Here is a 15793-nt window from a genome sequence, read left to right as displayed (position 1 = left end):
GTTGTCACCTTCGCTCACGCGCAAAATCCTCAAACTTGCCGGTAGTGGCCTGATGGTGGCCGGAATCGCGGCCGGAATATCGGGGTGCGATAGGCAAAGCGGCGGCGATAAGCAACCGCCGGCGGCCAGTTCGGCGCCCGCAACCGCGCCCGATGCCGAAGGCGCCGCGATCGACCGCAGCCACAAGGGCTCGCAATTGCCTGTGCTGAGCTTCAAGGACGCGGGCGGCAAGGAGATCAGCACCGCCGGCCTCAAGGGCAAGCCGCTGCTCATCAATCTGTGGGCGACATGGTGCGGCCCCTGCATCGCCGAACTGCCCGGCCTCAACAAGCTGGCCGCAGGCGGCAGGATCCGCGTGCTGACCGTCTCGCAGGATGCCGAGGGGGCGAAGGACAAGGTGGCGCCCTTTCTGAAATCGCATGGTGGCGATGCGCTGGAGCCATGGCTGGACCCCGAAGGCACGGCAACGACCCAGTGGCAGGTCGGTACGCTGCCCGCCTCGATCTATTACGATGCGCAGGGGCGCGAAGTGTGGCGCATCAATGGCGGCAAGGACTGGGCCGGGGCCGAGGCGGCCGCCTTGCTGGCCGAGCAATAGGCCCAAACGGGGGCATCCGTTATTTCCCCTTCCCTGCGTTTGCCCCCGATTTAACCAAGCCCGCATAGAACAGGCTCCGATTTGACACATTAACCTCATGAAAGAGGGGAATCGGACCGATGCAGGGCATTCCAACGATAAAGCGCGCACGCCGCGAAACGGTAACCTCGATCGATTCCTCGAACCTGCGCGTGTTTCCCGCGATCCGGGCCATGGTAGCCCGATACGCGCCGCGCGCGCTGGAGAAGCTTTACGCCGCCATTGCCGCCCATCCGGTCGCATCGAAAATCATCCCCACCCAGGAACAGCGCGACAGGGCCTCCAACGCGCAATTGCAGCATTGGCTCTCGCTCTTCGATTCCTCCTTTGACGAGGCCGCCGTGGCCCGCGCCACCAAGATCGGCCATATCCACGCCCGCGTCGGGCTGGAGGCGGACCTCTATATCAGCGGCTATGCGCTGGTGCTGGAAAGCATCATCGAAGACACGCTGACCGGCTTTGCCCTGCCATGGCAAAGGCGCCGTCAGGCCAAAGCCGTCGCCACGCTGGTCAAGACCGCGCTGTTCGACATGGAGGCCGCATTGGGCGCCTATTTCGAGGCCGAGGCGACCCAGCGCAACGACATCATCGCGGCCATGAGCAAGGCGATGGGCGAAGTGGCGGGCGGCAATCTGCGCGCGCAACTGGGCGATGTGCCCCCCGCCTATCGCCAGTTGGCGCAGGATTTCCACAACATGCGCCACCAGATCAGCAATCTGGTGATCCAGATGACTGATGCCGCCCATGGGGTGAAATCGGGCGCCCATGAAATCAGTTGCGCGGCCAATGATCTGGCCAACCGCACCGAGCAGCAGGCCGCCTCGGTCGCGCATATTTCCGAAGTGATGCGCGATGTGACCGTGGCGATCGCCACCACGGCGGGCAATGCGCGCGATGTCGACGGATCGGTGGCCGAGGTGTCGGGCCATGCCAGCAAGGGCGGGCGGATCATGGATTCGACCGTTGTGGCCATGGAAAAGATCAAGGATTCGGCAACGCAAATCGCCCAGATCGTCGATGTGATCGACGGCATCGCGTTCCAGACCAACCTTTTGGCGCTGAACGCCGGGGTCGAGGCGGCGCGCGCGGGCGAGGCGGGCAAGGGCTTTGCCGTCGTGGCCAGCGAGGTGCGCGCACTGGCCCATCGCACCACCGAATCGGCCAAGAATATCAAAAGCCTGATCGTCACGTCGAATGAGGATGTGCAGCATGGCGCCGATCTGGTCGAACAGATGCGCAATGCGCTCAACCAGATCATCGGGCGGCTGGACGATACCAGCACCAAGGCGGGCGACATCGCCAGCTTTTCCGAACAGCAGTCCGAAAGCATGGTCGCGCTCAACGCCCAACTGCAGCAGATCGACCTCAACACCCAGCAGAACGCGGCCATGGTCGAGGAATCCAATGCAGCCGCACGCGGCCTGTCCGATCAGGCCGCCAGCATGGCCGGTATCGTGGGCCAGTTCACCTTCGAACGCCGCCAGACCCTGCGCGACGGGCAGGCCGATGGGCGATCGGAACGGCGCGGCGGCACGGCCAAAACCGACCGCGCCGCCTAACCACATCGCCACGCGCCCTTAGGGACAATGCCGACAGGAGGGCAGGTCAAAAATTTAACATTTGGTGATAAACAGCGGCATCCATTGGATTTTTGACTTGCTGGCCAAGAGGGGCCTGCGGGCCTATACTCTCCGAAACTTCAGGATGTTCCCGGCAAGGCGCAAATGATCCATCCTTTGTCTCAACAAACGGGGGATACCGCCCGCCAATTGCTGACCGAGCGTATAGCGGACAATCTGCGCCGCGCCGTAACGGGGGCGATCGGCGGAACGGTCAATGCCATGGCGGTGGCTTTGACCATGCTTTCCGCGCCTTATCCGGGCATGGTGCTGTTGTGGCTGGCGGCGATTTTCGCGGTGGCCGGGGTTCGGCTCGAACTGGCGCTGCGGCGCAGGCGGGCGGGATGGGCCACCATCGATGTCCGGCGCGACCTTTGGCATATCCACGCCACGGCGCTGGGCAACGGGCTGCTGTGGGGCGCGGGGATCGCCGCCGGGGCCGCCATCGCCAACACCCGCCAGTTCATCGTCATTGCCATCCTGTCGGGCGGAATGCTGGGCGCTGCGGTGCTGACCTATTCGACCATGGCGCTGGCTGCGGTCCTGTTCATGGTGCCGATCTGTGTCGGCACGATCATCGCATGGGCGCTGTTTCCGGGCGCGCAGGTATGGGTCGGGACCTTGTTCTGCGCCTCCTATCTGTTGATCCTGTCGCGCGGGGCGTTTCAGAACCAGCGCGAATTCACCAAAGCCTTTCACGCGCGCGAACAATTGCGCGAGACGGGGGCCACGGTGCAATTGCTGCTCAATGATTTCGAGGCGCAATCGGCCGACTGGCTCTGGAAAGTGGACAGCCAGGGCCGCATTCAGGAGCCCAGCCCGCGCTTTGGCGATGCCGCGCGGCGGGCATGGCAATTGCTGGACGGGATGCCTTTGCCGGATCTCTTCGCCCCCTGCCCCGAAACCGAGCGGCTGGCCGCGCATCTGGCCCGGCGCACGCCCTTTCGCGATATCACCCTGCCGCTCACACTGGACGGATCGCCCCATTGGTGGACCCTTTCGGCCCAGCCATGGCAGGACGGGATGCGCGGGGTGGCCCGCGATGTCACCGCGCAAAAGCGCGCCGAGGCCCGCGTCAGCCACATGGCCCATTACGATGGCCTCACCAATCTGGCCAACCGCTTTCTGTTCAACGAAACGCTGGCGGGGGCGCTGCTGCGGCGGCGCGCACAGGATGACGGCGTCGCGGTGCTTTACCTCGATCTCGACCGGTTCAAATCGGTCAATGACACGCTGGGCCATCCGGTGGGCGACAAGCTGCTGTGCGAAGTGGCGCGGCGCATCGAGGATGCGGTGCGCAAGAGCGATCTGGTGGCTCGGCTGGGGGGCGATGAATTTGCCATCCTGATGCATGGGCGCCGCATCGACCATATCGCCGAAAAAACCGCCAACCGCATCATCGAGGCGGTCCGCCAGCCCTGCCTGATCGAGGATTGTCAGGTCCTTACCTCCACCAGCATCGGGATCGCGGTCAACCATGACGGCCAGACCGACGCCGCCACGCTGATGAAACAGGCCGACCTTGCGCTTTATGTCGCCAAGGGGCGCGGGCGCGGCGTGTTTTCGCATTTCGAACCCGGCATGGACGAGGCCGCCGCCGCCCGGCGCGAGCTGGAGATGGACATGCGCACCGGCCTCAGCGAGGGCCAGTTCGAGCTGCATTACCAACCTCTGGTCGATGTGCGCTCGCGCCGGACCGTGGCCTATGAGGCGCTGGTGCGCTGGCGCCATCCCACGCGCGGCATGGTCATGCCCGATCTGTTCATCCCGCTGGCCGAGGACACCGGGCTGGTGGTGCCGCTGGGCGATTGGGTGATCCGCCGGGCGTGTCAGGAACTGGCGCGATGGCCCGGCCACCTGCGTATCGCGGTCAATCTCAGCCCCGCGCAATTGCGCAGCGCGGGGCTGATTTCCACCGTGATGCAGGCGATTGCCGAAAACGGCATCGCGCCCGACCGGCTCGAACTGGAAATCACGGAAAACGTGCTGCTCAAGGACAATGCCGTCCATGCCGCGCTGCTGCATAAATTGCGCGGGCTGGGGGTGCGGGTGGCGCTGGATGATTTCGGCACGGGCTATTCCTCGCTCAACTATCTGCGCGCCTTTCCCTTTGACAAGATCAAGATCGACCGCTGTTTCCTGAAAGGTCTGGGCGAAAGCGACGAGACCTTGCCCATCGTGCGGGCGGTGATCGCGCTGGCCCATGCGATGGGCATGACCACCACCGCCGAAGGGGTGGAAAACGAGCACCAGATGCGCGTGCTGCTGGCCGAGGGCTGCGATCAGGCGCAAGGCTATCTGTTTTCCCGCGCGCTGCCCGCCGCCGATTTCCCCGAACTGCGCCGCCAAAGTCCTGTTGACGCCTCGAAAAAAACCGCCTAATCGCCCCCTTCCCGTGATCGGGGCGATTAGCTCAGTTGGTAGAGCATCTCGTTTACACCGAGAGGGTCGGCGGTTCGAGCCCGTCATCGCCCACCACTTTTTTCCATATCTTCAAGCCTTGCTCCTGCCTTGCGGGCATGGAAAAGGGACGCCTTCCCATCGGAAAAGCGCCCCTTTTGGCAAATGGCCCCGCCCCACCCCAGTGTGAGGGCGAGGACCAAACAGTCTATTCGATAAAGGGCTCGACGGCGCGCATATGGCCGCGCAGGAAAGCATCCGCGACATGACGCAGCGGGGCGATGTCGACATCGCTCTGCCCCCCGGCCACCAGCCCGGCAAAGCGTGCATAGAGTTCGGGATATTCCCGGTCCTCGGCTTCATGCACGCCTTCGGGCAGGGTCAAAACCGAGCCGCCCTTGGCCAATTTCAACGTGCCGCCATCGGTTTCCACGATGATGTCCCAGCTTTGCGGCCCGGTCTGGCGGAAATCCAGATCCATGTGGATCGGCGTGCCTGCGCTGTCGGTAAAGTGCAGGTCTGCGGCGATGGGCGCCTGACAGTTCGCTGGCACCTCCAGCGTGGCATTGGTCAGGAAGAAGGGGCGCGGCAGGATGTGCGTGGCAATGGAAAGCGCGTTGATGCCCGGATCGAACACGCCCAATCCGCCCGCCTGCCAGATCCACGCCTGCCCCGGATGCCACACGCGCACATCCTCACGCCAGATGATCTTCACATCGCGGATCTCGCGCGCGGCCAGCCATGCCCGCGCCGGTTCAACGCCCGCCGCATAGCGCGAATGCCACGAGGCAAACAGCGTAACGCCTGCCTCATCGGCGATGGCGCGCAGGGATTCGACCTCGGCCAATGTCGCACCGGGCGGCTTTTCGAGAAAGACATGCAGCTTGTGCCGCAACGCCTTGACCGCCAAACCGTATCGCACCTGCGGCGGGGTGCAGAGCGCCACCGCATCAACCGCCAGCCCCGAGGCCAGAAGATCGTCCAGATCGGCAAACCACGGCACGGACAACTGGGGGTTATGGCGGCTGACCGTTGCCACCAGTTCATAATCGGGGTTGGCGGCAATGGCGGGCAAATGCTGGTCGCGGGCGATCTTGCCCACGCCAACCAAAGCGATGCGGATGGCCATGGCTTAAAGCACCTTTACCGAGACAGTTTCCGCCTGTGCAATCGTCAGCCGGTTGCGCAAAGGCAGCGCAAAAGGCGCGGCGCTGATTTCAAACTCGTCGCCCGGCGCGGTGCGCACCTCGTCCGAAAAGGACAGCGTGGCCGTGCCGAAGAAATGCACATGCACATCGCCCGCGCGGCGGAACAGGCCATATTTGAAATGGTGATGCTCCAGATTGCCGATGCTGTGCGACATATTCGCCTCGCCCGAAAGGAAGGGCTTTTCCCACAAGGTTGCGCCATCGCGCAGGATGCGGCTGGTCCCGCGAATGTCCTCCGGCACCTCGCCGATCAGCAGTTCCGCGCCCAGCGCCGCCACACGCAGCTTGGAATGGGCCAGCCACAGGTAATTGTGCCGCTCGGTCACATGGTCGGAAAATTCATTGGCCAGCGCAAGGCCAAGGCGGAAAGGCGTGCCATCCGGGCCGACAATATAGACGCCCGCCAGCTCCGGCTCCTCGCCGCCGTCCTGGGCAAAGGCGGGGCTGAGCAGATCATGGCCGGGGCCGACAAGCTGCGAACCATCGCCCTTGTAGAACCATTCGGGCTGCTGGCCGACCTGTCCGGCTTCGGGCTTGCCGCCTTCGACGCCTTCAAGGAACATGCGCATGGAATCGGTCAGCTTTTCGCCGGCAGCGGCGGCGGCATGCATCTTGTTGCGCCCCTCGGCCGAGCCAAGATGCGTCAGGCCCGTGCCTGTCATCCACAGATGGGCCGGGTCTTCATGGTCAATCGGGGCGATCAGGCGACCGGCCGCCAATTCCGCCGCAATATCCACCGCCGCGCCCTTGCCCGCTGCTTCGGCTTGGGCCGACAGGGAATGCCCGGCCGCAATCGCGCGCAAAGCCAGTTCGCGGGTGGAGGACACGCCATTGAGGAACCATGCCTGATCCCCGTCGGCCAGAATGACGGAACGTGCGCCATCATCGGCGCGGTGCTGCAAAAGGCGCTGGGCCATCATCAAAACTCCTTGCCCCGCCGGGACCGCCCGACGGGGTGAAAATGCAAAATCAGAGCGTGAGCACGCCGTCGATCAGCCGCGGCGCGCCATCGCCGCGCGCATCATCGCGCAATTCGGCGGGCAGCAGCGCAGGCGCGATGTTCTGATAGCTGACCGGACGCAGGAAACGGTCGATGGCAAGAGTGCCCACCGAGGTCGTGCGCGCATCGCTGGTGGCCGGGAAAGGCCCGCCGTGGACCATCGCATGGCACACCTCGACGCCCGTGGGCCAGCCATTGGCCAGAATGCGGCCCACCTTGCGCTCCAGCACCGGCAGGATGGCGGCGGCCAGATCGGCGTCGGCATCGTCCATATGCAGCGTGGCCGTCAGTTGCCCTTCCAGCCCCTTGAGCACAGCGGTCAGTTCCGCCGCATCGGCGCAGCGCACGAGGATCGAGGAAGCGCCAAACACTTCATGGGCCAGCGCCGGATTGGCGAGGAAAGCGGCCGCAGTGGTCTGGAACAGGATCGCGCCGCAAGCGGTGCCCTCGCCCGGTTCGCCCGCCGCCAGTTGCTCGACGCCATCGGCGCCCGCCAGAGCGGCGGTGCCCTGACGATAGGCCGCGCCGATGCCCTTGGTCAGCATGACCTGCGCGGGGGCCTGCGCCACGGCGCCCGTGGCGGTGGCGATGAATTCCTCCAGCCCCTCGCCCTCAATCGCCAGCAGCAGGCCGGGGTTGGTGCAGAACTGGCCCGCGCCCATGGTCAGCGAACCGACGAAAGCCGTGCCCAGCGCCGCGCCGCGAGCCTTCAAGGCTTCGGGCATCAGCAGAACGGGGTTGATGCTGCTCATTTCGGCATAGACCGGGATCGGCACCGGGCGCGCGGCGGCCAGATTGACCAGCGCCAGACCGCCCGCACGCGATCCGGTAAAGCCCACCGCCGCGATGCGCGGGTCCTGCACCAGCGCCGCGCCCAATTCGTTCGACGGGCCGACCAGATGGCCGAACACGCCGCCCGGCAGGCCGCAGGCCGCCACCGCCCGCGCAATGGCCGAGGCCACCAGCGCGCCGGTTTCGGGATGCGCCGGATGGCCCTTGACCACCACCGGACACCCGGCGGCCAGCGCCGAGGCGGTGTCGCCACCGGCGGTCGAAAAGGCGAGCGGGAAATTGGACGCGCCGAACACCGCCACCGGCCCCACCGGGATCATCCGCAGGCGCAGATCGGGGCGCGGCAAGGGCGCGCGGTCGGGCAGCGCGGGATCGATGCGCAACTGCTGCCACGCCCCGGCGCGCACCACCTGCGCGAACAGGCGAAGCTGGCCCATCGTGCGGCCGCGTTCGCCTTCAAGGCGCGCGCGCGGCAGGCCGCTCTCGCGCATCGCCGCCACGATCAGATCGTCGCCAAGGGCAAGGATTTCATCGGCAATGGTTTCGAGGAATGCGGCGCGGGCCTCGCGGCTCGTGGCGCGATAGGTGTCGAAGGCGGCCTCGGCCGCGGCGCATGCCGCCTCGACCTGCGCCAGACCATCGACGGCAAAGGCGCGGCCCGATGCTTCGCCTGTGGCGGCATCAATCGAACGAAATTCAGTCATCGAAAAACTCCACATTGCATTCCCGACCGCCGCCGATGCGTTTAGTCAGAGTAAAATCATTCCACCTCGAGATCGGGCAGGGCATGCGTCGGGCGCGAACCCCAGACCGCGTAGAACAGGGTATAAAGCTCACACACGGCGGTCAGGATAAAGGAGGCCTGCAAGCCGTAACGGTCGGCCAGCCAGCCCTGCACCGCCACCAGCGCACCGCCCGCAATCGCCATGATCAGCAGACCTGAACCTTCCTCGGTCAGCGGGCCAAGGCCGCGAATGCCCAGCGTGAAGATCGTGGGGAACATGATCGAATGGAACAGGCCGACCAGAATCAGCGACCACATGGCCACCTGGCCGGAAGAGACCACCGTGATGCCCATCACTACAAAGGCACCGACCGAAAACACCGCCAGCACGATCCCGGCATCGACCTTTTGCATAATGGCCGAACCGACAAAGCGCCCCACCATCATCCCGCCCCACAGCAGCGTCAGATAGCGCCCGGCCTGTTCGGCGGTCATGCCGCCGATGTCGGGGCGGCTGATGAAATTGATGAACAGATTGCCGACCCCGATTTCCGCGATCAGATAGATGAAGATCGCCGGAACCCCCAGCACCAGATTGCGATGCTGCCACAGGGGATGGTTCCAGAAACGATGCCAGAGCGAACCTTCAGCCGTGGCTTCGCGAACCCGGCGATTGGCAGCGCCGATGGCGGGCAGGGGAAAACGCGCGATCACGATGGCCAGCACCGTCAGCACCACTGCGACAATGCCATAGGGCAGGATCACCGAATGCGCATCGGCCAAACGTTCGGCCTGTGTCAGCACTGTGCCCGCCGCCGCCGTGCCACCCTTGGACCGGCCAAGGATCAGCCATGCGCCAAACATCGGCGCCAGCATCGTGCCCGCCGAATTCATCGCCTGCACCAGATTGAGGCGTGAGGAGGCGGTTTCAGCCGGGCCGATCACCGCCACATAGGGATTGGCCGCGACCTGCAGCAGGGTGATCCCGCTGGCGATCACAAAGAGCATGGCCAACGTGATGCCATAGGAGGGGATCGAGGCCGCCACCATCATGCCGACCGCCCCGCCCGCCATGATCAGCAGACCCGTGACCAGCGATTTCTGATAACCGATCCGCTCGATCAGCATGGCGGCAGGGATCGAGGCGAAGAAATAAGCGATGAACCAGACCGATTCGATCAGCGCCGCCTGAAAATAGCTCAGTTCGAAGACGGAGCGCAGATGGGGCAGCAGCGTGCCGTTGATGACCGTGATAAAGCCCCACATGAAAAACAGCGTGGCCAGCAGCGACAGCGCGCGACCATAATGGCCATGGCTGTGGCCATCGGTGTGGGACGCATCCATCGCGGCGACATTCGCACTCGAACCTACAGGGGGAGCCATCTCGATCCTCTCAAAAGCCGGACGCTTGCCATTGCTTTGGCATAGCGACTTGCGCTCATCATATTTGTCGGACTATAGAGAGCGCAGGGCCGCGTCAATGGCTCACGGTTGCCGGGAGAGATTAGGCATGAAATTTTACGCCCTCGCGTCCCTTGCCGCCCTTGGTGCGGCCACGATGGCGAATGATGCCATGGCGGTCACGGCAAAGCGCGAAAATGCCGGAAAACTGCCCGATGGGGCGGTGGTCGAAGCGGTCACGCTGAGCGCGGGCAATGGGGTTTCGGCGCGAATATTGGCCTATGGCGCCACGCTGCAATCGCTGATCGCGCCCGATGCGAAAGGGCGCAAGGCCGATATTGCGCTGGGCTATGACGATCTCGATTCCTATGTAAATCACCCCAACTATTTCGGGGCCACCATCGGCCGCTTTGCCAATCGCATCGCCGATGGACGCTTTACGCTGGACGGCACGACCTATCAATTGCCGCAAAACGATCATGGTCAGACGCTGCACGGCGGCGGGCGCGGCTTTGACAAGGTTTTGTGGAAGGTGGAATCGATCTCCTCGGGCCCGGTGGCCAGGCTCGTTCTGACCCACACCAGCCCTGACGGCGATTCCGGCTATCCCGGCACGCTCAAGGCGCGCGTCACCTACAGCCTTGATGAAAAAGGCAATCTGGGCATCCTGTTCGAGGCCGAAACCGACAAGCCCACCATCGTCAACATGACCAACCACGCGATCTTCAACATGGCGGGCGAAGGCAGCCCCGGCGGCGCGATGGACAACCGCCTGACCATTCCGGCCGGCGCCTATACGCCGGTGTCGCCCACGCTGATCCCGACCGGAGAATTGCGCAAGGTGGCAGGCACGCCCTTTGATTTCCGCAAGGGCAAGCGCCCCAATGAGGGCCTGCGCGAAGGTCATGACGAGCAGATCGTTGCCGGGCGTGGCTTTGACCACAATTTCGCGCTGGACAAGGGCCTGACCGCCACGCCGCAACTGGCCGCGCGGCTGGTCGATCCGGCCTCGGGCCGCACGCTGGAGGTGCTCACCACCGAACCGGGCCTGCAATTCTACACCGGCAATTTCCTCGACGGCACGCTGATCGGCAAACATGGGCACCTGTACCGCATGGGCGACGGCATCGCGCTGGAGCCGCAGAAATTCCCCGATGCGCCCAACCACAAGAATTTCGTCTCCGCCCGCGTCGATCCCGGCAAGCCCTATCGCCATGCCATGATCTACCGCCTCACCATTTCGCATTGATTGAAGGCTTTATGACCGAAACACGCAAATTGCGCAGCCGCGCATGGTTCGACAATCCCGACAATATTGACATGACCTCGCTCTACCTTGAGCGCTATCTGAATTTCGGGATCAGCCTTGAGGAACTGCGGAGCGGCAAGCCCATCATCGGCATTGCCCAGACCGGCAGCGACCTTTCGCCCTGCAACCGCCACCACCTCGTGCTGGCCGAACGCATCCGCGAGGGCATCCGCGAAATGGGCGGGATCGCGCTGGAATTTCCGGTCCACCCCATTCAGGAAACCGGCAAGCGCCCGACCGCCGGGCTTGACCGCAATCTGGCCTATCTGGGTCTGGTCGAGGCGATCTATGGCTATCCGCTCGATGGCGTGGTGCTGACCACGGGCTGCGACAAGACCACGCCTGCGCTGCTGATGGCGGCGGCCACAGTCAACCTGCCCGCGATTGCGCTCTCGGTCGGGCCAATGCTCAATGGCTGGCACAAGGGCGAGCGCACCGGCAGCGGCACCATCGTGTGGAAGGGCCGCCAGATGCTGGCTGCGGGCGAGATCGACGATGAGGGCTTCATCAAGCTGGTGGCCTCCAGCGCCCCCAGCACCGGCTATTGCAACACGATGGGCACGGCCACGACCATGAACAGCCTTGCCGAGGCTTTGGGCATGATGCTGCCCGGCAGCGCGGCGATCCCCGCCCCCTATCGCGACCGTCAGGAATGCGCCTATCACACCGGCAGGCGCATTGTGCAGATGGTGCATGAGGACCTCAAGCCCTCCGACATTCTGACGCTGGATGCATTCCACAATGCCATTGCCGTCAATTCGGCTATCGGCGGATCGACCAATGCGCCGATCCATCTGGCCGCGATTGCCCGCCATATCGGCGTCGAACTGCCCCTGTCGGACTGGCAGGACATTGGCCACAAGATCCCGCTGCTGGTCAACCTGCAACCGGCGGGCGAATATCTGGGCGAGGATTACTATCGCGCGGGCGGCGTGCCCGCCGTGGTGGCGCAATTGATGGGGCAAGGCCTGATCCGCGAGAATGCCATGACCGTCAATGGCAAGACCATGGGCGAGAATTGCCGGGCCGCCACCATCGAGGATGAAAAGGTCATCCGCCCGTTTGACCAGCCGATCAAGGAAGAGGCCGGTTTCCTCGTCCTGACCGGCAATCTGTTCGATGCGGCCATCATGAAGACCAGCGTGATTTCGGAAGAATTCCGCGCGCGTTACCTCTCGAACCCCAATGATCCCGAAGCCTTTGAAGGCCCGGCGGTCGTGTTCGATGGCCCCGAAGATTACCACCACCGCATCGACGACCCGGCGCTGGGCATCACGCCCGAAACGTTGATGTTCATGCGCGGGGCCGGGCCCATCGGCTATCCGGGCGCGGCCGAAGTCGTCAACATGCGCCCGCCCGCCTATCTCATCACCGAGGGCGTCTCGGCCCTGCCCTGCATCGGTGACGGACGCCAGTCGGGCACCAGCGGCAGCCCGTCGATCCTCAACGCATCGCCCGAAGCGGCGGCCAATGGCGGCCTCGCGCTGCTCAAAACCGGCGACCGGGTGCGGATCGACCTGCGCAAGGGCACGGTCAATGTGCTGATTTCCGATGAGGAACTCGATGCCCGCCGCAAGGCGCTGATCGAGGCGGGCGGCTATGCCTATCCGGCCAGCCAGACCCCGTGGCAGGAAATCCAGCGCGCCATTGTTGGGCAGATGAACACGGGCGCGATTCTGGAAGGCTCGGAGAAATACCAGCGCATTGCCCAGACCATGGGCCTCCCGCGCGACAACCACTGATCAGGCCATAAAAACAGGCCGGGCTGCCTTGCAACCCGGCCTTTTCTTATGCCGGGTCGATTTCCGGCTGAGGCAGGACGCTCAGCCCCATTTCCTCGGCGGTGTCCTTCATCGCCAGATCGACCAGCACGCGCATCGCCTCGGCCGCCGCATCGCCATCGCCTGCGGCAATCGCCTCATAGACCTTGGCGTGATCGGGGATCGGATTGCGCGGCAAGGCGCGCGAGCGCTGCTTGTACTGCGTGGTCCAATGCACCGCCGCCCCGATGCTGGCCGAAAGGACCACCAGCGCCGGATTGCGCGTGGCGCGCAGGATCGCATCGTGAAAATCGCGGTCGCCCGCCTTGCCCGCATCGGTGGCCAGCGTGTGGCGGCGCATCGCGGCCAGCGCATCCTTCATCGCGCGCAGATCCTCACGGTCGCGCCTTTGCGCGGCGAAACGCGCCGCCGCCGGTTCGACCACCGCGCGCAGTTCAAAGATGCCGCGCACCAGCGCCGGGTCCGGGTCGCCCGCAAAGGCCCATGCCAGCACATCGGGATCGAGCAGGTTCCAGCGCGTGCGGGGCAGCACCCGCGTGCCTGCCTTGGGGCGGCTTTCCACCAGCCCCTTGGCCGCCAGCACCTGCATCGCCTCGCGCAGCGCCCCGCGTGAGACATCGAGCGCCTCGGCAAATTCCACCTCGCTGGCCAGCACCGTGCCGGGGGCATAGACCCCCGAAACGATATCCGTGCCCAGCCGATGCGCGATGGCTCCCTGCAACCGGCGCCCCGTGCCGCGCTTGGCCTTTTTCTCGGCGCCTTCTTCCGGCTCGGTCAAATTACTGCCCCCAGCATCATCCTGCTTGCCCCGTTCACTGTTTCAGCGATCCTCTTCCAGAATCCCCACGCCCCATGCGCCCAGTTCCAGCTTTTGCCCTGCGCCATATTGGCGCTGGCTCAGCAACTCGGCGGATGCGGCCGGGATAGCATAGGTTGTCGGGGCGGGCGAATAGTTCAACACATAACGCACCTTGTGCCCGTTGCTCAGCACGCCCTGACGCAGGATCAGCGGGAATTGCACCTGCTCGGTGGCGACACCGGCCTGCGCCACCTCATCCTTGAGCAGCGCCGCAATGGTTTCTTCGCCCGGCATAAAGCCGACATAGGTGACCTGGCCGCGCCCCCATGCGTTGCGCGTGATCGCGGCATAATTGGGCCATGAGGGATGTTTGTAACGGGCGACAACCTTGGCTGTGGTTGGTTCGACAAATTCCATCCACCAGCGCACCTTGTTGGCCGCCTCGCCCACATGGAACGGGTCGCCATCGAGGGAAACGCCGACGGGGGCAGCAAATTGCTGATAGCGGATGCCGGCGGCCTGCGCGATGCGGCCCGGCTGATCGGCATAGCGGACCTTGACGTTCTCGTCGGAAAAACCGCTCTTGAACGTATAGAGCAGATGCCCGCCCGCCTTGGCGTAATCGTTCAGCCGGTCGATCTCGGCATCGCTGGCGGCATAAAGCGCGGGAACCACGACGAATTTGTAATTGGACAAAGGCGTGGCGGAATCGGGCGTGATGAAATCCACCTCGACATTCATGCGATAGAGCGCATCGTAATAGCCGCGCAGCACATCATTATAGCCGACCGGATGGCCATCGCCCTGCGGCTTGAAACTGTCAAATCCGGTCAGCGCGCGATTGCTGACATAGATCGCCACCTTGTTGGCCTTGGTCATATTGACCAGTTTGGGGCCAAGGCGCGCCAGATCCGCGCCGATCGTGGCGGCCTCGCGATAGGTGGCGTTGGGCTTGTAATCCTGAGACAGCAGGCCCCGCCAATAGGTTTCCACCGCATTGGCCGTGGTGCCCCAATGCCAATATTCCACCATATTGGCGCCTGATGCCAGATGGCTGAAGGCCTGAAGCCGCAATTGCCCGGGATAGGGCGTCCATTCGGGGAAACCCTGCGCGGTGGTTTCCATGACCAGATAGTTCTGGCCGTTCTTGATCGAGCGCGCCAGATCGCCGCCCAGCGCGATTTCCGTGCCGGTCAGCTTGTCCTGTCCGGGGTGATAGATGTCCACCCCCGCCACATCGAGGGCGCGCGCGGCCTGCCAGTGGTTTACCTCGGGCTGGACGCCATAGGAATAGCCGCGCCATTCAAAGTCGAAATTCTGGGTCAGGAACTGATCAGGCCGGGCATGGGCGCGGACAAGTCCCGCCTGCCAGCCCAGATATTCATTGACCAAACCGCGCTGAAACTCGGCAAAGGCGGCCGAAAGGCTGGCATTGATCGAGCCGTTGACCGAAGGAAAATCCTCCCAGCGATTGATGCGGTTCGACCAATAGTTCAGCCCATAGGCCTTGTTGAGCGCATCCAGATCGCCACCGAACTTCTGCTTCATAGCCGCGACAAAGGCGGCCTGCACATTGGGGCCGCTGGTGCCATAGGCCTTGGTTTCATTGTCCAATTGATAGCCGATGACCGCCGGATTGTCCTTCACATGGTCGATCAGGGCGACAATCGCTCGCTCGGCGGCCTTGCGGAACTCCGGGCTGGTGATGTCCATATTCTGACGGCGGCCATAGGTGTAGGGGCCCTGCGGCGTGATGGCCAGCACATCGGGATGCTGCCGCGCCAGCCATGTCGGCACGGCATAGGTCGGCGTGCCGATGATAACCTTGATCCCGGCCTTCTGCATCGCGGCCAGAGTGCGGTCGATATGGTGGAAATCAAACACGCCGGGCGCGGTCTCCATCGTGCCCCATGTCGATTCGGCAATGCGCACCACGCTGATATGCGCCGCCTTCATCAGCGCGACATCCTCGTCCAGCCGGTCGGTCGGAGCATATTCGTCGTAATAGGCCGCGCCGAACAGCACGCTTTGCGGCAAGGTCGCGCGGTCCTTGGGTTTGGCCGCCGTCTGAGCCCATGCATTTCCCGGCAATATCATTGAAATCGCACCGAAACACAGTGATG

General features: G+C 64.1%; 11 protein-coding genes and 1 tRNA gene. 6 read left to right on the top strand and 6 right to left on the bottom strand.

Going from position 1 to position 15793, the window contains the following annotated elements; genetic code table 11:
- The first annotated feature begins 52 nt into the window (after nt 1-52).
- The 4 genes from PQ457_RS02060 (at nt 53) to PQ457_RS02045 (ending at nt 4734) form a co-directional block, all read left to right on the top strand.
- Nucleotides 53-598, top strand: a complete 546-nt coding sequence (locus PQ457_RS02060; RefSeq protein ID WP_273618145.1) for a TlpA family protein disulfide reductase — start codon at nt 53-55, stop codon at nt 596-598.
- Between the two features lie 119 nt (nt 599-717).
- Nucleotides 718-2196 carry a methyl-accepting chemotaxis protein gene (locus PQ457_RS02055; RefSeq protein WP_273618144.1) on the top strand — a complete coding sequence of 493 codons (1479 nt, stop codon included), beginning with the start codon at nt 718-720 and terminating at the stop codon, nt 2194-2196.
- A 177-nt stretch (nt 2197-2373) separates the two neighbouring features.
- The gene (locus tag PQ457_RS02050; RefSeq protein ID WP_273618143.1) at nt 2374-4638 is read left to right on the top strand and encodes a putative bifunctional diguanylate cyclase/phosphodiesterase; all 2265 of its coding nucleotides are present in this window, start codon (nt 2374-2376) and stop codon (nt 4636-4638) included.
- A 20-nt stretch (nt 4639-4658) separates the two neighbouring features.
- Nucleotides 4659-4734: transfer RNA gene (locus tag PQ457_RS02045), tRNA-Val, on the top strand.
- A 130-nt stretch (nt 4735-4864) separates the two neighbouring features.
- On the opposite strand, the gene PQ457_RS02040 is transcribed toward PQ457_RS02045, so the two are convergent.
- From PQ457_RS02040 to PQ457_RS02025, 4 genes are read right to left on the bottom strand one after another with little or no spacing between them, the layout of a single operon-like run.
- Entirely contained in the window at nt 4865-5785 is a 921-nt protein-coding gene (locus PQ457_RS02040; RefSeq protein ID WP_273618142.1) for a Gfo/Idh/MocA family protein, read from the bottom strand.
- A 3-nt stretch (nt 5786-5788) separates the two neighbouring features.
- The gene (gene araD1 / locus PQ457_RS02035; protein ID WP_273619221.1) at nt 5789-6781 is read right to left on the bottom strand and encodes an AraD1 family protein; all 993 of its coding nucleotides are present in this window, start codon (nt 6779-6781) and stop codon (nt 5789-5791) included.
- 52 nt (nt 6782-6833) lie between these two features.
- The gene (locus tag PQ457_RS02030; RefSeq protein ID WP_273618141.1) at nt 6834-8360 is read right to left on the bottom strand and encodes an aldehyde dehydrogenase (NADP(+)); all 1527 of its coding nucleotides are present in this window, start codon (nt 8358-8360) and stop codon (nt 6834-6836) included.
- Between the two features lie 56 nt (nt 8361-8416).
- On the bottom strand, nt 8417-9763 hold the full coding sequence (locus PQ457_RS02025) for a sugar MFS transporter (protein ID WP_420540957.1): 1347 nt from the start codon (nt 9761-9763) through the stop codon (nt 8417-8419).
- 127 nt (nt 9764-9890) lie between these two features.
- Here PQ457_RS02025 and PQ457_RS02020 point away from each other — a divergent pair, with 127 nt between their 5' ends.
- Together PQ457_RS02020 and PQ457_RS02015 are read left to right on the top strand one after the other, a co-directional pair.
- On the top strand, nt 9891-11030 hold the full coding sequence (locus PQ457_RS02020; RefSeq protein ID WP_273618140.1) for an aldose epimerase family protein: 1140 nt from the start codon (nt 9891-9893) through the stop codon (nt 11028-11030).
- An 11-nt stretch (nt 11031-11041) separates the two neighbouring features.
- The gene (locus PQ457_RS02015; RefSeq protein WP_273618139.1) at nt 11042-12832 is read left to right on the top strand and encodes an IlvD/Edd family dehydratase; all 1791 of its coding nucleotides are present in this window, start codon (nt 11042-11044) and stop codon (nt 12830-12832) included.
- A gap of 46 nt (nt 12833-12878) precedes the next feature.
- Here PQ457_RS02015 and PQ457_RS02010 read toward each other — a convergent pair whose 3' ends face one another.
- The gene (locus tag PQ457_RS02010; RefSeq protein ID WP_273618138.1) at nt 12879-13649 is read right to left on the bottom strand and encodes a FadR/GntR family transcriptional regulator; all 771 of its coding nucleotides are present in this window, start codon (nt 13647-13649) and stop codon (nt 12879-12881) included.
- 42 nt (nt 13650-13691) lie between these two features.
- The gene (locus tag PQ457_RS02005; protein WP_273618137.1) at nt 13692-15761 is read right to left on the bottom strand and encodes a beta-galactosidase; all 2070 of its coding nucleotides are present in this window, start codon (nt 15759-15761) and stop codon (nt 13692-13694) included.
- Nucleotides 15762-15793: the final 32 nt, after the last annotated feature.

The organism is Novosphingobium humi (assembly GCF_028607105.1).
GTDB lineage: Bacteria > Pseudomonadota > Alphaproteobacteria > Sphingomonadales > Sphingomonadaceae > Novosphingobium > Novosphingobium humi.
The sequence above is the reverse complement of the archived record's forward strand: the minus strand, read 5'-3'. Positions and strand labels throughout refer to the sequence as shown.

Coding starts and splice junctions, on each gene's coding strand:
- PQ457_RS02030 (WP_273618141.1), bottom strand. CDS start 8,360: ATGACTGAATTTCGTTCGATTGATGCCGCCACAGGCGAAGCATCGGGC.
- PQ457_RS02015 (WP_273618139.1), top strand. CDS start 11,042: ATGACCGAAACACGCAAATTGCGCAGCCGCGCATGGTTCGACAATCCC.
- PQ457_RS02040 (WP_273618142.1), bottom strand. CDS start 5,785: ATGGCCATCCGCATCGCTTTGGTTGGCGTGGGCAAGATCGCCCGCGAC.
- PQ457_RS02055 (WP_273618144.1), top strand. CDS start 718: ATGCAGGGCATTCCAACGATAAAGCGCGCACGCCGCGAAACGGTAACC.
- PQ457_RS02020 (WP_273618140.1), top strand. CDS start 9,891: ATGAAATTTTACGCCCTCGCGTCCCTTGCCGCCCTTGGTGCGGCCACG.
- araD1 (WP_273619221.1), bottom strand. CDS start 6,781: ATGGCCCAGCGCCTTTTGCAGCACCGCGCCGATGATGGCGCACGTTCC.
- PQ457_RS02025 (WP_420540957.1), bottom strand. CDS start 9,763: ATGGCTCCCCCTGTAGGTTCGAGTGCGAATGTCGCCGCGATGGATGCG.
- PQ457_RS02060 (WP_273618145.1), top strand. CDS start 53: ATGGTGGCCGGAATCGCGGCCGGAATATCGGGGTGCGATAGGCAAAGC.